This window comes from Pseudomonas auratipiscis (genome assembly GCF_036324085.1).
Taxonomy (GTDB): Bacteria; Pseudomonadota; Gammaproteobacteria; order Pseudomonadales; family Pseudomonadaceae; genus Aquipseudomonas; species Aquipseudomonas auratipiscis.
In genome coordinates this window covers 59,987-77,875 of sequence record NZ_JAZDCU010000011.1, presented here as the reverse complement: position 1 = coordinate 77,875, position 17,889 = coordinate 59,987, and the positions used below count along the sequence as shown (strand labels likewise).

17 protein-coding genes are annotated in these 17,889 nt (G+C 58.7%); 11 read left to right on the top strand and 6 right to left on the bottom strand.

Annotated features, from left to right (window positions below):
• Nucleotides 1–98 precede the first annotated feature (98 nt).
• The 4 genes from moaC to V0R60_RS16485 all read left to right on the top strand — a co-directional run bounded on the left by moaC (nucleotide 99) and on the right by V0R60_RS16485 (nucleotide 2,252).
• A complete protein-coding gene (gene moaC / locus V0R60_RS16500) occupies nucleotides 99–575 on the top strand; it encodes a cyclic pyranopterin monophosphate synthase MoaC (RefSeq protein ID WP_136474645.1) in 477 nt (158 codons plus the stop codon).
• Entirely contained in the window at nucleotides 572–817 is a 246-nt protein-coding gene (locus V0R60_RS16495) for a MoaD/ThiS family protein (protein ID WP_136474646.1), read from the top strand. Before moaC ends, V0R60_RS16495 begins: the two co-directional genes overlap by 4 nt.
• A 1-nt stretch (nucleotide 818) precedes the next feature.
• Complete coding sequence (gene moaE, locus V0R60_RS16490; RefSeq protein ID WP_136474647.1) at nucleotides 819–1,265, top strand: molybdopterin synthase catalytic subunit MoaE; 447 nt, start codon at nucleotides 819–821, stop codon at nucleotides 1,263–1,265.
• A 210-nt stretch (nucleotides 1,266–1,475) separates the two neighbouring features.
• The gene (locus V0R60_RS16485; RefSeq protein ID WP_136474648.1) at nucleotides 1,476–2,252 is read left to right on the top strand and encodes an ABC transporter substrate-binding protein; all 777 of its coding nucleotides are present in this window, start codon (nucleotides 1,476–1,478) and stop codon (nucleotides 2,250–2,252) included.
• Nucleotides 2,253–2,278: 26 nt separating this feature from the next.
• On the opposite strand, the gene V0R60_RS16480 is transcribed toward V0R60_RS16485, so the two are convergent.
• The 5 genes from V0R60_RS16480 to V0R60_RS16460 form a co-directional block, all read right to left on the bottom strand.
• Nucleotides 2,279–2,905, bottom strand: coding sequence for a helix-turn-helix transcriptional regulator (locus V0R60_RS16480; protein ID WP_136474649.1), 627 nt, complete (start codon nucleotides 2,903–2,905; stop codon nucleotides 2,279–2,281).
• A 74-nt stretch (nucleotides 2,906–2,979) separates the two neighbouring features.
• On the bottom strand, nucleotides 2,980–4,110 hold the full coding sequence (locus V0R60_RS16475) for an NAD(P)/FAD-dependent oxidoreductase (protein ID WP_330080112.1): 1,131 nt from the start codon (nucleotides 4,108–4,110) through the stop codon (nucleotides 2,980–2,982).
• A gap of 10 nt (nucleotides 4,111–4,120) precedes the next feature.
• Nucleotides 4,121–5,071 carry an ornithine cyclodeaminase family protein gene (locus V0R60_RS16470; RefSeq protein ID WP_330080113.1) on the bottom strand — a complete coding sequence of 317 codons (951 nt, stop codon included), beginning with the start codon at nucleotides 5,069–5,071 and terminating at the stop codon, nucleotides 4,121–4,123.
• A gap of 139 nt (nucleotides 5,072–5,210) precedes the next feature.
• Entirely contained in the window at nucleotides 5,211–6,638 is a 1,428-nt protein-coding gene (gene rhlB / locus V0R60_RS16465) for an ATP-dependent RNA helicase RhlB (protein ID WP_330080114.1), read from the bottom strand.
• A 102-nt stretch (nucleotides 6,639–6,740) separates the two neighbouring features.
• On the bottom strand, nucleotides 6,741–7,397 hold the full coding sequence (locus V0R60_RS16460) for an alpha/beta hydrolase (protein ID WP_136474653.1): 657 nt from the start codon (nucleotides 7,395–7,397) through the stop codon (nucleotides 6,741–6,743).
• 334 nt (nucleotides 7,398–7,731) lie between these two features.
• Between V0R60_RS16460 and V0R60_RS16455 the strand changes: the two genes are divergently transcribed.
• The 4 genes from V0R60_RS16455 (at nucleotide 7,732) to V0R60_RS16440 (ending at nucleotide 11,889) form a co-directional block, all read left to right on the top strand.
• Complete coding sequence (locus tag V0R60_RS16455) at nucleotides 7,732–8,760, top strand: amino acid ABC transporter substrate-binding protein (RefSeq protein WP_136474654.1); 1,029 nt, start codon at nucleotides 7,732–7,734, stop codon at nucleotides 8,758–8,760.
• A 67-nt stretch (nucleotides 8,761–8,827) separates the two neighbouring features.
• Entirely contained in the window at nucleotides 8,828–10,006 is a 1,179-nt protein-coding gene (locus tag V0R60_RS16450; protein WP_136474655.1) for an amino acid ABC transporter permease, read from the top strand.
• A gap of 10 nt (nucleotides 10,007–10,016) precedes the next feature.
• Nucleotides 10,017–11,114, top strand: coding sequence for an amino acid ABC transporter permease (locus V0R60_RS16445; protein ID WP_330080115.1), 1,098 nt, complete (start codon nucleotides 10,017–10,019; stop codon nucleotides 11,112–11,114).
• Nucleotides 11,115–11,124: 10 nt separating this feature from the next.
• A complete protein-coding gene (locus tag V0R60_RS16440) occupies nucleotides 11,125–11,889 on the top strand; it encodes an amino acid ABC transporter ATP-binding protein (protein WP_136474657.1) in 765 nt (254 codons plus the stop codon).
• 93 nt (nucleotides 11,890–11,982) lie between these two features.
• Here V0R60_RS16440 and algW read toward each other — a convergent pair whose 3' ends face one another.
• Entirely contained in the window at nucleotides 11,983–13,140 is a 1,158-nt protein-coding gene (algW, locus tag V0R60_RS16435; RefSeq protein WP_136474658.1) for a Do family serine endopeptidase AlgW, read from the bottom strand.
• Between the two features lie 236 nt (nucleotides 13,141–13,376).
• Between algW and V0R60_RS16430 the strand changes: the two genes are divergently transcribed.
• From V0R60_RS16430 to cysN, 3 genes are all read left to right on the top strand, one after another.
• Nucleotides 13,377–14,135 carry a Nif3-like dinuclear metal center hexameric protein gene (locus V0R60_RS16430; protein WP_330080116.1) on the top strand — a complete coding sequence of 253 codons (759 nt, stop codon included), beginning with the start codon at nucleotides 13,377–13,379 and terminating at the stop codon, nucleotides 14,133–14,135.
• Between the two features lie 136 nt (nucleotides 14,136–14,271).
• On the top strand, nucleotides 14,272–15,189 hold the full coding sequence (gene cysD, locus V0R60_RS16425; protein ID WP_136474660.1) for a sulfate adenylyltransferase subunit CysD: 918 nt from the start codon (nucleotides 14,272–14,274) through the stop codon (nucleotides 15,187–15,189).
• Nucleotides 15,190–15,394: 205 nt separating this feature from the next.
• Entirely contained in the window at nucleotides 15,395–17,296 is a 1,902-nt protein-coding gene (gene cysN, locus V0R60_RS16420) for a sulfate adenylyltransferase subunit CysN (protein ID WP_330080117.1), read from the top strand.
• Nucleotides 17,297–17,889 lie beyond the last annotated feature (593 nt).

The following is a 17,889-nucleotide window of genomic DNA, read 5'->3' as shown; positions in this document are numbered from 1 at the left end:
CCCTTGCAACAACCGGGCGGTCATGCCGCCCGGTTTTTTTCGCTGCGATATCCACAGCCATGGGTTTACACTCTTTACTCCTGAACAGGAGGAAGGCTGTGCTGACTCATCTCGATTCCCAAGGTCGCGCCAATATGGTCGACGTCACCGAAAAAGCCGTGACCTCGCGTGAGGCTGTGGCTGAAGCGCGGGTGCGCATGCTCCCGCAAACCCTGCAGATGATTGTCGAAGGCGAGCACCCCAAGGGTGATGTCTTCGCCGTGGCGCGAATTGCCGGTATCCAGGCCGCGAAGAAAACCAGCGATCTGATCCCGCTGTGCCACCCGTTGCTCCTTACCAGTGTAAAGGTCGAGCTCAGTGCCGAAGGTACAGACACGGTCTATATCGTCGCCCGCTGCAAGCTGGCCGGTCAGACTGGCGTTGAGATGGAAGCGCTGACGGCTGCCAGCGTCGCCGCACTGACGATCTATGACATGTGCAAAGCGGTTGATCGCGGCATGATCATCGATGGCGTGCGGGTTCTGGAGAAGCTTGGCGGCAAGAGCGGCCACTATCAGGCGGACGACGTGCAATGAACATCAATGTGATGTATTTCGCCCGTTACCGCGAAGTCCTGGAGGCCGACGGCGAAACGCTCGAAGGCGTGTTTGCAACGTTGGACGATGTGCGCAAGGCCTTGGTTGCCAAGGGCGGCAACTATGCCGTGCTTGCCGAGCAGAACCTGATGTGCGCGCGCAACGAAGACTTGTGCAAACTCGACGAGCCGGTGGCCGAGGGTGATGTCGTGGCGTTCTTTCCGCCCGTGACCGGAGGCTGAAATGAGCGTTCGAGTACAGAACCAGGCTTTTGATCCGGGTGTTGAAGTCAATGCCATGCACGCGGCCAACGTTGGCGTCGGTGCGGTGGTTGGCTTTGTCGGTTATGTGCGTGATTTCAACGATGGTCAGGATGTGGCCGGCATGTTCCTCGAGCACTATGCGGGCATGACCGAAAAAGCCCTGGCCAAGATCGTGGTCGAAGCGGAGCAACGCTGGCCGTTGCTCAAGGTCGAGGTGCTGCACCGCATCGGCGCGCTTGAACCGGGTGAGCCGATAGTCTTCGTCGGCATCGCCAGTGCCCATCGACAGGCTGCGTTCGATGCCTGCAACTTCATCATGGATTACCTCAAGACCCGCGCACCGTTCTGGAAGAAAGAACAGACCGGTGACGGCCCGCGCTGGGTCGAGGGCAAGCAGAGTGACGAAGAGGCGGCAGGGCGCTGGTAGTCGCGCTTCTCGCGGGCCAAGCTGACCACCCCAGGCCGTGTGACCTTGGTTGGGAATGAGCTTGCCCCGCGATGCTTTTGCCTGTTGAGTTTTAATACAATAAAGTCCAGTATGGAATTATAAGTACAAAATAATTCCAGGCTTGTGCATGCCTGATTCCTTTCCCTCTGTCTTGCAACACACCTCCAATAACGAGCGAGAGAGACCCTCATGAAAAAACTCACCCTGATCAGCGGTCTGGCCCTGAGCCTGTTGGCTAGCAGTAGCCTGTTCGCTGCCGAGAAAACTCTGCGCATCGGTATCGAGGCTGCATATCCTCCCTTCGCGTCGAAGAACGACAAGGGTGAAATTGTCGGTTTCGACTACGACATCGGCAACGCCTTGTGTGCGCAAATGCAGGTAAAGTGCGTGTGGAACGAGGTAGAGTTCGATGGTCTGATTCCATCGTTGAAAGTGAAGAAAATTGACGCGGCCTTGTCGTCGATGACCATTACCGATGAGCGCAAGAAGTCGGTGGACTTTACCCACAAGTACTATTTCACTTCTTCGCGCCTGGTCATGAAGAAGGGCGCCGAAGTCGATGATCAGTACGCCAGCCTCAAGGGCAAGACCGTTGGTGTGCAGCGCGCCACCACCACTGACCGTTACGCCACCGAGGTGCTTGAGCCCAAGGGCATTATCATCAAGCGCTACAGCAACAACGAAGAGATCTACATGGATCTGGCTTCGGGTCGCGTAGATGCGATTTTCGCCGACACCATTCCGCTCGACGACTTCCTGTCGATGCCGCGCGGCGCCGCCTATGCCTTCGTGGGGCCGGAGCTCAAGGATCCGAAGTATGTTGGCGAGGGTGCCGGGATCGCAGTGCGCAAGGGTAATGGCGAGCTGGTCTCTCAGCTCAACAGTGCCATCGACGCGATTCGCGCCAATGGTGAGTACCAGAAGATCCAGTCTAAGTACTTCAAGTCGGATATCTACGGCGACTGATCGCCGGCATCAAGGCCTGGAGCTTTTCAGGCCTTGATTTCCTTCAGGTGTTTGTACACCGTCGCGCGTCCCATCCCCAGCACATTGGCCACGTAGTTGGCTGCACTCTTGCCCTTGAATGCGCCTTCGGCGTGCAGGGCCAGGACCAGTTCGCGCTTGTGATCGCGGGTCAGCAGGTTCAGGCTCAGTTGGCGCTGGCGTAACCAATTGTTGAGGAACGTGTTGATACGTTCCTGCCAGTCATCGCGAAACAGTGCATCGGGTTGGGCTATCAGCTTGCTCGGCGAAAGGAACAGGTCGAGCGCAGCCTTGGCATTTTCGAACAGGGAAATGTTCAGGTTGATGCACAGTACCGCCAGTGGTCGCCCCGCTTCATTGCGCAGCACCGTGCTCAGCGAGCGGATTTTCTGCCCATCCCAATTGAGCTTCTCGTAGGGACCGATATTGGTTTCGTCGGTGCCTGTTTCGAGCATGTCTTCGAGCGCCGCGTCATCACCCACTTCGCGCTTGGACAGGTTGTTGGCGATGTAGTCGATTTTCTGGCTGCGCAAATCGTGCAGTACCACCTCGGCATGGGGAAAAAACAGGGTGGCGATGGCATCGGCAATGGCCCGGTAGTTGTCCAGGTCAGGGTCGCGGCGAGGTGTCGACATTCAGGCAAGCTCCAAGCGGTGTCAGCGCCCTTGGGGCAAGGGCGCTGCGAGTGTGCCGCAATCGCGGCGGCGCGTCATCCCTGCAGGCGGCGCGGGGACAGCATCTGCGCGCTGAGGTTGAAGTCCGTCAGGGCCTGTGGCAAGTCTTCACCACGCACCAGGGAGGCGCTGGCCTGCCCCATCGCCGGAGACGTCTGGATACCATAGCCGCCTTGTGCTGCCACCCAGAACAAGCCGGGCACCTGCGGATCGAAGCCGGCCACCAGGTCGCCGTCGGCAACGAAGCTGCGCAGCCCGGCCCAGGTGCGGGTGGGGCGGCGAATGCTCAGGGTCGTGGCTTCCTCGATCTGGTAGATGCCCATGGCAATGTCGAGTTCTTCGGCCTGAACATCGTGGGGATCAACCGGGTCGGCATTGGCTGGCGAGCCGAGCAGCATGCCGGCATCGGGTTTCATGTAGAACGACTCGTCGAGGCTGACGAGCATCGGCCAGGCATGGCTGTCGATGCCCTCGGGGCCGGCAAATATGAATGCGGCACGACGCTTGGGTTGCAGGCCAAGCGGTTGTGCGCCGGCCAGTATGCCGATGTGGTCGGCCCAGGCGCCAGCGGCGTTGATCAGTATGGGGGCGCTGAAGGTGCCACGACTGGTCTGCACTTGCCACAGGCCGTCATTGCCGCGGCTCAGTCGCTGGACTTCACAGTCGTTGTGTACTTCACCCTGCTGGCGGCGAATACCGCGCAGGTAACCCTGGTGCAGGGCATCGGTATCGATGTCGCTGGCGCTGGGGTCGTACAGGGCGCCATGAACCTTGTCGCGGCGCAGCACCGGCAAGCGCGCGCAGGCTTGCTCGGCATCGAGCAATTCAACGTCCGGCACGCAGGCCTTGGCGCTCAGGTACTGGCGCTGCAGCTCTTCGGGGTCGCCAGTCAGATCGACGGTCATTTCGCCGCGTGGGCTCAAGAGCGGATGCTCGGTAAAGCCTGGCGGTGGCTGGTCGAAAAACGCGCGGCTGGCGAGGGTCAGGGCGCGCACTTGCGGGGTGCCGTAGGCCGCGGTGTAGAGCGCTGCCGAGCGGCCGGTCGAGTGATACCCAGGCTGCGACTCGCGTTCGAGCAGGAGTACGCGGCCGTGGCTGGACAGCCAGAAACCGGTGGACGCGCCAGCAATACCAGCCCCGATGATGATGAAATCAGCGTGTTGCATGACAGTTTCCTCAGTCGGCGCGCTGCAGGCGGTACAGGGCGTTGGCCACGGCGATGTCTTCAAGACCCAGGCCAATGGAGCGGAAAAAGGTATGGCGCTGATAGTCTGGAGTAGCGGCCTGGTTGCTCAACAGTTGTGCCAGATCGCCGACGATCGCCTCGGCTTGCCAGCCATGTTGCTCCGCGGCAATGCGCATTTCACCCGCGCTGCCGGGTGTAGTCAGCCGATAGTCGCAGTACACATCCATGCCGGCCAGGCTGGCCGGTGGTACTTCATGGGCTCGTAGCGCGTTGGTGCTGATCGAGGTGATCAGCGCCGGTTTGTTCAGGCTGGTCGGATCCAGGACCGGGGTTGCCGAGGAGGTGCACAGCATGATCACGTCGGCGTCGTCCACGGCCTGCTCGAGGTTGTCGCAGAGGCACAGGCGTGGGTCGAGATCGAGCAGCGACTGACGCTGCTCGGCGCTTTGTCTTGCCAGACTGGGTGAGTACAGGCGGATGTCCTGCCATTCACGCAGGGCGCGAACATAGCGCAGGTGGGCGCGGGCGATAGGGCCGCTGCCGATCAGGGTCAGGCGCCGGGCGCTGGTGGTGGCCAGGGCATCGACGGCCACTGCCGTGGTGGCCGCCGTCCGCGCAGTCGTCAGTTCGCCAGCGTCGCACAGCAGCAGCGGCTGGCCACTGTCCATGGACATCAGCAGGGTCCAGGCGGTAATAAGCGGGCCTTGTTCGCGCACGATGTAAGGTGAAGTCTTGACCCCATACACGCGCTCATTGGCCAGGACTCCGCCGTAGTTGATGAAGTCGCCCTGGCCCCCTGGGAACTCGACCAGTTGTTGCGGTGGCTGTACGGCTTGCCCGGCGGCCAGGTCACGGAACAGGTTGCGCAGAATCTGAGGCACATCCACTTGCGCGAGTAGTTGGCGGGCGAGCGGTTGATCGATGACGAGAGGCGCGGACATACGAGACTCCATATAAACTGTTTTGTCTATTATGGACTCTTTGTATATTTGATCAACATTTGATCGCTGGAAACAGCGCGGGGTAAGCCGCTCCTAACTCAATAGGAGCGGCTTACCCCGCGATTCAATGCTGCAACGATCAGTGATGCTTGCGCGGCACCGGCTTGAGCAACTCGGTCGGCGGCATTTCGCAGCTGATCTTGCGGCCCAGCAATTCTTCGATCGCGGGCAATTGATACGAGTCATCCTCGCCAGCGAAGCTGATCGACACGCCATTGGTGCCTGCACGGCCGGTACGACCGATACGGTGTACGTAGTCGTCCGGGTCTTCCGGCAGGGTGAAGTTGATCACATGGCTGATGCCATCGATGTGGATGCCGCGCCCGGCCACATCGGTGGCGACCAGCACGGTAATGCGTCCTTCACGGAAGTTTTCCAGGGTCTTGATACGCTTGTGCTGGGGTACATCACCCGACAACTGGGCGGCGTTGACGCCATCGCGCACCAGGCGTTCCTCGATGCGGCGTACTTCGTCCTTGCGGTTGGCGAAGACCATTACCCGTTCCCACTTGTTCTCGGTTACCAGGTTGTACAGCAGCTTGTATTTGTCGCTGCCGGCAACGGCATAGACGTGCTGCTCGACGGTTTCGCTGGCAACGTTTTCCGGCTCGATCTCGACAATGGCGGGGTCGGTGGCCCACTGCTTGGCCAGGTTCATCACGTCTTCGGTGAAGGTCGCGGAGAACAGCAGCGTCTGGCGTTCGCTCTTGGGTGGGGTCTGGCGGATGATCTGTCGTACCTGGGGGATGAAACCCATGTCGAGCATACGGTCGGCTTCATCCAGCACCAGCACCTCGACCATGTCCAGGTGGGCTTCACCGCGCTGGTTGAAGTCCAGCAGACGGCCAGGGGTGGCAACCAGGATGTCGCAGTGGCGTGCTTCGAGGGCTTTGAGTTGCTTGTCGAAGTCCATACCGCCGACGAAGGTCATCACGTTCAGTCCGGTGTACTTGGTCAGTGCTGCGGCGTCCTTGGCGATCTGCACCACCAATTCTCGGGTCGGAGCGATGATCAGGGCCCGTGGCTCGCCCATGTAGCGCTCTTTGGGTGGTGGCGTCTGCTGCAACTGGGAGATGATCGAAATCAGAAAGGCCGCAGTCTTGCCGGTGCCGGTCTGGGCCCGGCCGATAGCGTCTTTGCCACGCAGGGTATAGCCCAGCACTTGTGCCTGGATCGGCGTGCAGTAGGGAAATCCCAGGTCGTGGATGGCATGCATCAGCTCGGGTGAGAGCTTGAAGTCATGGAAACGGGTCTTGCCTTCTTGCGGCTCGACAACGAAATTTTCCAGCTTCCAGGTGGAGGCTGCAGGTTTTGGCTTGCGCTCACGGCGCGGCTTGGGCTCAGCCGGTTTTTCGGCGCGCGCCGGTTTGGCGGCCTCGGGCTTGAGCGGGGCGGCCGGGGCGGGGGCCTTGGGTGCTGCAGGTGGCTGCGTCACGGGGGCAGCGGTTTCGGTGGCGAGTTGCTCAACCTCGCTCTTGCCGAACATCTTCTTGAGTGCTTTGAGCACGGTGATCTCATCAATTGGTTAAGGAATGTACGCCGGCCAGTGTAATGCAAGAAACGAGCGCGGCGTAGCGGATTGCACCGACAACTATAGGGAAGTGCGCTTTTACCGCAGGCGTTCGATCAACCAGACGCCAATATCGTTGATTTCCTCGGGCAGCACTGCATGTTCCATCGGGTACTCCTTCCAGCTGACGCTGATGCCCCACTGCTTGAGGTGCTCATAAGCGCTACGTCCCATTGCCGGCTGAACGACCGGATCGTAGATACCGTGCAGGCACAGGGCCGGGGTACGTTGCTGGCAGGCGCTCAGTTGGCGTTCCTGGGTAAAGGTCGGTGCATAGGTCGACAGGGCAATTACGCCGCCCAGCGCTTCTTGCCACTTTATATAAGCAGTGTGCAGCACCACCGCACCCCCTTGGGAGAAACCGGCAAGGATGATGCGCGCCAAGTCGATGCCCTTGGCCTGCTCGGCCTTGATCAACCCGATGACCTGTTCGGCCGATGCCTCCAGTTGGTCCTCGTCGATAGCGCGCGCCGGGGTCATGGCCTTGATGTCGTACCAACTGGGCATTTCATAACCACCGTTGATGGTCACCGGGCGGGTAGGCGCCTGGGGCATCACGAAGCGCGTGGTCAGCAGGACCTCCTGCAGGGCTTCGGCCACAGGCATGAAGTCGTAACGATCGGCACCCAGGCCGTGCAACCAGATCACACAAGCGTCTGCGTTTTTTTGTGGCTCGAGAATCAGCGGATGGGTCATGACTGCTCCGAAATAGTGCGCGCGCTCTTGTTTGCGTGCATGAAATGAAGGCGCGTTGAGTGAATCTGGAAAAAACCTGTCGCAACGCTGAAAGTTTTCCCCTTGACGATTACTGAATCGCTTTAGCTGCTCAGTGTGGTACGCGCTTTGCTAAGAATTTTCTGATGCGAGGTTACACGTTTTGGACGGTAACACCCGTTAGCTGTCCCCAAGGCTGTCACAGAACAGCGCTTTGCGCCAATTGACCCAATAACAAGCCAACAAGGGTCGGATGCGCCTCATAAGGGTGCGGTGCAATCCCGGCTCACACAACAAGAGCAAACTGGAGGTTTGAATGAAGATGTTGAAATCCACCCTGGCAGTGGTTACCGCTGCCACCGTACTGGGTATCAGTGGTTTCGCACAGGCGGGTGCAACCCTGGACGCAGTACAGAAAAAGGGCTTCGTTCAGTGTGGCGTGAGTGATGGTTTGCCAGGTTTTTCGGTACCTGATGCCAAGGGCAATATTGTCGGCATCGACGCAGACGTCTGTCGCGCCGTCGCTGCGGCCGTGTTCGGCGACGCCAAAAAGGTCAAATTCAGCCAGCTCAACGCCAAGGAACGCTTCACTGCGCTGCAGTCGGGTGAAGTCGATGTGCTCTCGCGTAACACCACCTGGACCAGCTCTCGCGATGCGGGCATGGGCCTGGTCTTCGCCGGTGTCACCTATTACGACGGCATCGGTTTTCTGGTCAACAAGAAACTAGGTGTATCCAGCGCCAAGGAACTCGATGGTGCAACCATCTGCATCCAGGCCGGTACCACTACTGAGCTCAACGTCTCCGACTACTTCCGCGCCAACGGCCTGAAGTACACCCCGATCACCTTCGATACCTCCGATGAAAGCGCCAAGTCGCTGGAATCCGGCCGCTGCGACGTACTGACCTCGGATAAATCGCAACTCTATGCACAGCGCTCCAAGCTGGCATCGCCTGCTGACTACGTGGTGCTGCCGGAAACCATCTCCAAGGAACCGCTCGGCCCAGTGGTTCGCAAAGGCGATGAAGAGTGGTTCAGCATCGTCAAATGGACCCTGTTCGCCATGCTCAATGCCGAGGAAATGGGCATCAACTCCAAGAACGTCGAAGCCGAAGCCAAGTCCACCAAGAACCCTGACGTGGCGCGTATGCTCGGCGCTGACGGCGAGTACGGCAAAGACCTGAAACTGCCGAAGGATTGGGTCGTGCAGATCGTCAAGCAGGTCGGTAACTACGGCGAAATTTTCGAGAAGAACCTGGGCAAGGAAACCCCACTGCAAATCGATCGCGGCCTGAACGCCCTGTGGAACAACGGCGGCATTCAGTACGCTCCACCGGTGCGCTGATAGCGGCGGCCTGCGGCAGTGAACGGCTGCCGCAGGTTGTTCGGTTCCCTTTCTTTCGGGGCATTACATGCAAAATCAAATCGGCGCACCCAAGGGCTTGTCCCTGAACGATCCACGTGTGCGTGCGTGGCTTTTCCAGATCCTTACCATCGCTTTTGTAGTGGGGCTGGGCTGGTATCTGTTCCACAACACCCAGACCAATTTGCAGCATCGGGGCATTACCTCAGGCTTCGATTTTCTTGAGCGCAGCGCCGGCTTTGGTATCGCGCAGCACTTGATCCCCTATACCGAGCAGGACAGCTATGCCCGGGTATTTGTCATTGGCCTGCTCAATACGCTGCTGGTGACCTTTATCGGTATTGTCCTGGCGACTGTGTTGGGGTTCATCATCGGTGTGGCCCGGTTGTCACCGAACTGGATGATCAACAAGCTGGCCACGGTGTATGTCGAGACTTTCCGTAACATCCCACCGCTTTTGCAGATTCTATTCTGGTACTTCGCGGTGTTCCTGACCCTGCCGGGACCGCGGGGAAGCATCAACCTCAACGACGCCTTCTTTATCAGCAACCGGGGTTTGAACATGCCGGGTGCTGCCATGGCCGAAGGATTCTGGCCATTCGTCGTCAGCCTGGTGCTGGCCGTCATTGCCATTGTGGTAATGGTGCGCCTGGCCAATCGACGCTTTGAAGCCACCGGCGAGCCGTTTCACAAGTTCTGGGTGGGATTGTTCCTGTTCTTGGGTATTCCTGCACTCAGCGTTTTGTTGGCCGGCAGCCCGGTGCACTGGGAGATGCCGCAGCTCAAGGGCTTCAACTTCGTCGGCGGTTGGGTACTGATACCCGAGCTGCTGGCCCTGACCCTGGCGTTGACCATCTACACCGCAGCGTTCATTGCCGAGATCGTTCGATCGGGCATTCGCTCGGTCAGCTTCGGCCAGACCGAAGCCGCCCGTTCCCTGGGGCTGCGTGAAGGGCCGACGCTGCGCAAGGTGATCATTCCCCAAGCGTTGCGAGTCATCATTCCTCCGCTGACCAGCCAGTACCTCAATCTGGCGAAGAACTCTTCGTTGGCAGCAGGCATCGGCTACCCGGAAATGGTGTCGTTGTTCGCGGGCACTGTGCTTAACCAGACCGGCCAGGCGATCGAGGTGATCGCGATCACCATGAGCGTCTATCTGGCTATCAGCATCAGCATTTCCCTGCTGATGAACTGGTACAACAAGCGCATTGCGCTGATCGAGCGGTGAGGACACGCGCATGACTTCCCATGTTTTCAAACCTGATATGCCGCCACCGGTGAAAACCGTCGGCGCACTGGCCTGGATGCGCGCCAACCTGTTTTCCAGTTGGCTCAATACCTTGCTTACGCTGTTTGCCTTTTACCTGGTGTGGTTGATTGTGCCGCCGCTGTTGCAATGGTCGATTTTCGATGCCAACTGGGTGGGTACTACACGTGCCGACTGCACCAAGGAAGGCGCCTGTTGGGTGTTCATCCAGCAGCGTTTTGGTCAGTTCATGTACGGCTACTACCCGACCGAACTGCGCTGGCGAGTCGACCTGACCGTATGGCTGGCGGTCATCGGCGCTGCACCATTGTTCATCGCGCGTTTTCCACGCAAGGCAATGTATGGCATAGGCTTCCTGGTGCTGTACCCAGTCATTGCCTACACCTTGTTGCATGGTGGTTACCTGGGCCTGACCACGGTACCGACCAGTCAATGGGGCGGCTTGATGCTGACCTTGGTGATCGCCACCGTCGGCATTGTCGGCGCCTTGCCACTGGGCATTTTGCTGGCCCTGGGCCGGCGTTCGAAAATGCCAGCAGTGAAGGTGGTGTGCGTGACCTTCATCGAGTTCTGGCGCGGCGTGCCACTGATCACCGTGTTGTTCATGTCTTCGGTCATGCTGCCGCTGTTCCTGCCTGAGGGCATGAGCTTCGACAAACTGCTGCGGGCGATGATCGGGGTCATCCTGTTCCAGTCGGCGTACATCGCCGAAGTGGTACGCGGCGGCTTGCAGGCCATTCCCAAAGGCCAGTACGAAGCCGCTGCAGCGATGGGCCTGGGCTACTGGCGAGCGATGGGTCTGGTGATTTTGCCGCAGGCGCTCAAGCTGGTGATTCCCGGCATCGTCAACACCTTCATTGCCCTGTTCAAAGACACCAGCCTTGTGATCATCATCGGCCTGTTCGACCTGCTCAACAGCGTCAAGCAAGCTGCCGCCGACCCTGCCTGGCTGGGCATGGCGACCGAGGGCTATGTATTCGCCGCCCTGGTTTTCTGGATTTTCTGTTTCGGTATGTCCCGCTACTCCATGCATCTGGAGCGCAAGCTGGACACAGGCCACAAGCGTTAGGAGTATTCCCATGAGTGAAGCGATCAAACAGCCTGTGAGCCCTGAAGGCATTATTCAGATGCAGGGCGTGAACAAGTGGTACGGCCAGTTCCACGTGCTCAAGGACATCAACCTGAATGTGCGCCAGGGCGAGCGTATCGTTCTGTGCGGGCCGTCGGGTTCGGGCAAGTCCACCACCATCCGCTGCCTAAACCGCCTGGAAGAACACCAGCAGGGGCGCATCGTGGTCGATGGTGTCGAGCTGACCAACGACCTCAAGCAGATCGAAGCGATTCGCCGTGAAGTCGGCATGGTGTTCCAGCACTTCAACCTGTTCCCGCACCTGACCATCCTGCAGAACTGCACGTTGGCGCCGATGTGGGTGCGCAAGCTGCCCAAGCGCAAGGCCGAGGAAATTGCCATGCACTATCTGGAGCGGGTGCGGATTCCGGAGCAGGCCAACAAGTTTCCGGGGCAACTGTCCGGTGGTCAGCAGCAGCGCGTGGCGATTGCTCGTGCGCTGTGCATGAAGCCAAAGATCATGCTGTTCGACGAGCCGACCTCGGCGCTCGATCCAGAAATGGTCAAGGAAGTGCTCGATACCATGGTCGGCCTGGCTGAAGATGGCATGACCATGCTCTGCGTGACCCATGAAATGGGCTTTGCCCGGACCGTGGCGAACCGGGTGATCTTCATGGACAAGGGCGAGATTGTGGAGCAAGCGGCGCCGGACGACTTCTTCGACCGGCCGCAGAACGAGCGGACCAAGCTGTTCCTCAGCCAGATCCTGCACTAACCGAACCTGCCCCGTTGGAGGCGGGCCTGCCCCGCGATTGCGAGCTGTCAGTTGCATCGCATCGAGGGGTAAGCCCGCTCTTGGCGGAGGTGGTTACTGTTCTTCTTTGGTCGCCGGTGCTGGCGGTGGACGCAGGCCGATCTCGGCGTTGAGTTTCAACTCCTTGCCGTTGCGCATCACTTGGATCGCGACCCTGTCATTGGGTTTGATTCTCGCCACCTGATTCATCGAGCGACGACCATCACCGGCCGGTTCGCCGTTGATGCTAAGAATCACATCGCCCAACTGCAAACCAGCCTTTTGCGCCGGGCCGTCGCGGAAGATTCCCGCGACCACAATGCCTGGCCGCCCTTGCATGCCGAACGACTCTGCCAGCTCCTGGCTCAGTGGTTGCACTTCAATACCCAGCCATCCGCGGATTACCTGGCCGTGCTCGATGATCGATTTCATCACCTCCAGTGCCAGTTTGGTCGGGATGGCAAAACCGATGCCTTGTGAGCCACCGGACTTGGAGAAGATCGCGGTGTTGATACCGGTCAGGTTGCCGTTGGCATCGACCAGTGCGCCGCCGGAGTTGCCTGGGTTGATCGCCGCGTCGGTCTGAATGAAGTCTTCGTAGTTGTTCAGGCCCAACTGGTTACGGCCAGTGGCACTGATGATGCCCATGGTTACTGTCTGGCCCACGCCGAAAGGGTTGCCAATGGCCAGGGCGACGTCACCGATATGAATATTGTCGGAGCGGCCGATGGTGATCGATGGCAGGTTTTTCAAGTCGATCTTGAGCACGGCGAGATCGGTTTCCGGGTCGCTGCCGATGACCCGTGCCAGGGTTTCCCGGCCGTCCTTGAGCGCTACCACGATTTGATCGGCGCCGGAGGTTACATGGTTGTTGGTCAGCAGGTAGCCTTCCGGACTCATGATTACCGCCGAGCCCAAGCTTGATTCCCAGCGTCGTTGCTTGGGCAGGTTGTCACCGAAGAAACGGCGGAACTGCGGATCTTCGAACAGCGGGTGGGCCGTCTTGTTGACCACTTTGGTGGTGTAGAGGTTGGCCACTGCAGGCGCAGCGATGCTCACGGCATCAGCGTACGACACCGGACCTTGCATGATGCGCGTGGTTTGTGGCGCCTGCTGCAGGTTGACGTCCTGGCTGGGCAGGCCGACCCATTGCGGAAAGCGCTGGATGATCAGCAGGGCGATCAGCACGCCGACCAGCAATGGCCAGCCAAAATAACGCAAAGCCTTGAACATTTAACGAATCCTGGGAGAGGGCAGAGGGCCGCTGTAACTGCATGGGAGCGAAAGCGCGCGATCATACTGCGGCACACGATGTGCACAAACAGTTAAATCAATGAATGTGCGATGAATATCGCCTATGGCCCCCAGGCAACCACCGTCGGTTTCCCCAAACCCGGTGACAGCCCATAATGGCGGTCATTATACGGGGCCTTGCGCCGCACTGAACTGCTGAATTGAGGAGTCTTTTCATGGCTGTTGCCCTGAGCACCCTGGTTGAAGAAGCCGAACGCTACCTTGGCAGTGCAAAAATCCAGGATTACTGCCCCAATGGCCTGCAGGTCGAAGGGCGTCCGCAGGTCACCCGCATCGTCAGCGGTGTCACTGCAAGCCAGGCTTTGCTGGATGCCGCGGTCGAAGCCGATGCCGACCTGGTGTTGGTGCATCACGGTTATTTCTGGAAGGGCGAGAACCCGTGCATCACCGGCATGAAGCAGCGCCGCTTGAAAACCCTGCTCAAGAATGACCTGAGCCTGTTGTCGTATCACCTGCCCCTGGACCTGCACCCCGAGGTTGGCAACAACGTGCAGTTGGCGCGCCAGCTCGATATCACCGTCGAAGGCCCGTTGGACCCGGAAAACCCGCGCGTCGTCGGTCTGGTCGGCTCGTTGGCCGAACCGATGTCGGCGCGCGACTTCGCCCGCAAGATCCAAGAGGTCATGGGCCGCGAGCCACTACTGATCGAGGGCGAGCACATCATTCGCCGGGTGGGCTTGTGCACGGGGGGTGGGCAGGGCTATATCGACCAGGCAATTGCCGCCGGGGTCGATCTGTATCTCAGTGGTGAGGCGTCCGAGCAGACGTTCCACAGTGCGCGGGAAAACGGCATCAGCTTCATCGCTGCCGGTCATCATGCTACCGAGCGCTACGGCGTGCAGGCGCTGGGTGAATACTTAGCCCGGCGCTTTGCGCTGGAGCACCTGTTCATCGACTGTCCGAACCCGATCTGAGGCTAAAACGGGAGGGTATATTCTTATACTGTTTCGATCTAGTTGGGCGTCTAAATATAATCGAGCGCTGTGATAGAGTGACCCGCTCGAACACGGCCCGCTGGCCGTCCATAAGATCGTTTTCCCGTGAGTAGTTATGGTCGACAAACTGACGCATTTGAAACAGTTGGAGGCGGAAAGCATCCACATCATTCGTGAGGTGGCCGCTGAGTTCGATAACCCGGTGATGCTGTACTCGATCGGCAAGGATTCGGCCGTGATGCTGCATCTGGCGCGCAAAGCCTTCTTCCCGGGCAAGTTGCCGTTCCCGGTAATGCACGTCGACACCCAGTGGAAATTCCAGGAGATGTACAGCTTCCGCGACAAGATGGTCGAGGAAATGGGCCTGGAGCTGATCACTCACGTGAATCCGGACGGCATTGCCCAGGGCATCAACCCGTTCACCCACGGCAGTGCCAAGCACACCGACATCATGAAGACCGAAGGCCTCAAGCAGGCCCTCGACAAGTACGGTTTCGATGCCGCTTTCGGTGGCGCGCGCCGCGATGAAGAAAAGTCCCGGGCCAAGGAGCGTGTCTACTCGTTCCGTGACAGCAAGCACCGCTGGGATCCGAAGAACCAGCGTCCGGAGCTGTGGAACGTCTACAACGGCAAAGTGAACAAAGGCGAATCGATTCGCGTGTTCCCGCTGTCGAACTGGACCGAGCTGGACATCTGGCAGTACATCTACCTCGAAGGCATCCCGATCGTGCCGCTGTACTTCGCCGCGGAGCGTGAAGTGATCGAGAAGAACGGCACCCTGATCATGATCGACGACGAGCGCATCCTCGAGCATCTCTCGGATGAAGAAAAGGCTCGAATCGTCAAAAAGAAAGTGCGTTTCCGCACCCTTGGCTGCTACCCGTTGACGGGCGCTGTCGAGTCCGAGGCCGAGAGCCTGACCGACATCATTCAGGAAATGCTCCTGACGCGCACTTCCGAGCGCCAGGGCCGAGTCATCGACCACGATGGTGCAGGCTCGATGGAAGATAAAAAACGTCAAGGTTACTTTTAAGGCAGAAAAGCAAGGCGTTGACGGTTGCGATCTACAGATGCTTGGAGAGGGCGGGTGATCTTGGTTTCAAAGATCATCCCATCCGCGCTGTTGATACCGTCAAGTATTGCTGAAGAACGCCAAGCGGGTTGATCAACAAAATTTCTGACTAGTTGTATGCCGACAAGCTTGCCGCTTGAAGCTTACGACTCGGAGCTTGAACGCAATGAGCCACCAATCCGAATTGATCAGCGAGGACATCCTCGCTTACCTGGCCCAGCACGAACGTAAAGAACTGCTGCGCTTCCTGACCTGCGGCAACGTCGATGACGGCAAGAGCACCCTGATCGGGCGCCTGCTGCACGACTCGAAGATGATCTATGAAGACCATCTGGAAGCCATTACTCGCGATTCGAAGAAAGTCGGCACCACCGGTGACGATATCGACCTGGCATTGCTGGTGGACGGTCTGCAGGCAGAGCGTGAGCAGGGCATCACTATCGATGTCGCCTACCGCTATTTCTCTACCGCTAAACGCAAGTTCATCATTGCCGATACACCGGGCCACGAGCAGTACACCCGCAACATGGCAACCGGTGCGTCTACGTGCGACCTGGCGATCATCCTGGTCGATGCCCGCTACGGCGTGCAGACCCAGACCCGTCGTCACAGCTACATCGCTTCACTGTTAGGCATCAAGCACATCGTCGTGGCAGTGAACAAGATGGACCTCAAGGGCTTCGACCAAGATGTGTTCGAGAGCATCAAGGCCGACTACCTGAAGTTCGCCGAAGCGATCAACATGGCCCCGAGCAGCCTGCACTTCGTGCCGATGTCGGCGCTCAAGGGTGACAACGTGGTCAACCGCAGCGAGCGTTCGCCGTGGTACACCGGCCCTGCGCTGATGGAGATCCTCGAAACCGTGGAAGTGGCGGCCGACCGCAACTTCACCGATCTGCGTTTCCCGGTGCAATACGTCAACCGTCCGAACCTGAACTTCCGCGGCTTTGCTGGCACCTTGGCCAGTGGTGTGGTGCACAAGGGTGACGAAATCGTTGTGCTGCCATCGGGTAAGAGCAGCCGGGTCAAATCCATTGTCACCTTCGAAGGTGAACTGGAGAACGCCGGTCCTGGCCAGGCCGTTACCCTGACCATGGAAGATGAAATCGATATTTCCCGTGGCGACCTGCTGGTGCATGCCGATAACGTCCCGCCGGTGACCGACCAGTTCGAGGCGATGCTGGTATGGATGGCTGAAGAGCCGATGCTGCCGGGCAAGAAATACGACATCAAGCGCGCCACCAGCTACGTGCCGGGCTCGATTGCCAGCATTTCCCACAAGGTGGATGTAAACACCCTGGAGCAGGGCGCGGCCAGCGCCCTGCAGTTGAACGAAATCGGCAAGGTCAAGGTCAGCCTCGACGCGCCAATCGCGCTCGATGGCTACGACAGCAACCGCACCACGGGCGCCTTTATCGTTATCGACCGCCTGACCAACGGCACCGTAGGTGCCGGCATGATCATCGCGCCGCCGGTGGTGCCACACGGCACTGTTGGCCAGCACGGCAAGCTGGCCCACGTCGATACCGCCGAACGCGCCCTGCGCTTTGGCCAGCAACCGGCCACCGTACTGTTCAGCGGCCTGTCGGGCGCAGGCAAGAGCACCCTGGCGTATGCCGTGGAGCGCAAGCTGTTCGACATGGGCCGTGCCGTGTATGTACTCGATGGCCAGAACCTGCGCCACGACCTGAACAAAGGTCTGCCACAGGACCGTGCCGGGCGTACCGAGAACTGGCGTCGTGCCGCTCACGTGGCGCGTCAGTTCAACGAAGCGGGCTTGCTCACCCTGGCAGCGTTTGTTGCCCCGGATGCCGAAGGCCGTGAACAGGCCAAGGCGTTGATCGGCAAGGAGCGCTTGCTCACCGTTTACGTCCAGGCCTCACCGATGGCCTGCCGCGAGCGTGACCCGCAAGGCTTGTATGCTGCGGGCGGCGATAACATCCCGGGCGAAAGCTTCCCGTATGACGTGCCACTGGATGCCGACTTGGTGGTCGATACTCAGAACGTCAGTCTGGAAGAGGGCGTCAAGCAGGTCTTGGAATTACTGCGCACGCGGGGCGCGATCTAAGTACTGCGTACGAACAAAAAACCCACTTCGGTGGGGTTTTTTGTTATATGGGCAAGGGTAATCCAACGCTCTTTTGACTTCAGGGAGAGTGGCAAACATGGAATCTGCTTTCTCGCCTGTGTTGCTAGAAAGTAGTGGAGCAAGATGGTAGGTCGATTTGGGTTGCAGATGGAAATCAGTCATTTAGTCTCACAATCAAGAAAAAGAAAATGCGTGAAATATCACATTTTGTCGTGAGTAATTCTGGTTTTCTCTATGACCCTGCTAGAGGAAGGTTATGGATAGCTGAAAGTACACACACGACCGATAAGACATTTTGGTACAACAACTGCTTGGTAATTTCTGATGATGGAAATTTAGTCATTTATGATCAACGCACCGGCACGGTTCGCTGGGCTAGGAGGGCTTTGTGCCAGGACTAATGCCAAAGTCAAAGCCGTACAAAGAGCTTTTCAATTTTCAAATATTTAAGTGGGATTTTTAAAATTATTTCCTATTGCACATCTGTAGGTGGGGATCCATATCGCATTTGAACTGTCGTTCATGGGATGGGTCGGCTAGGTAGAAAGTTCCGTTGCTGCAACTGGCTAGCG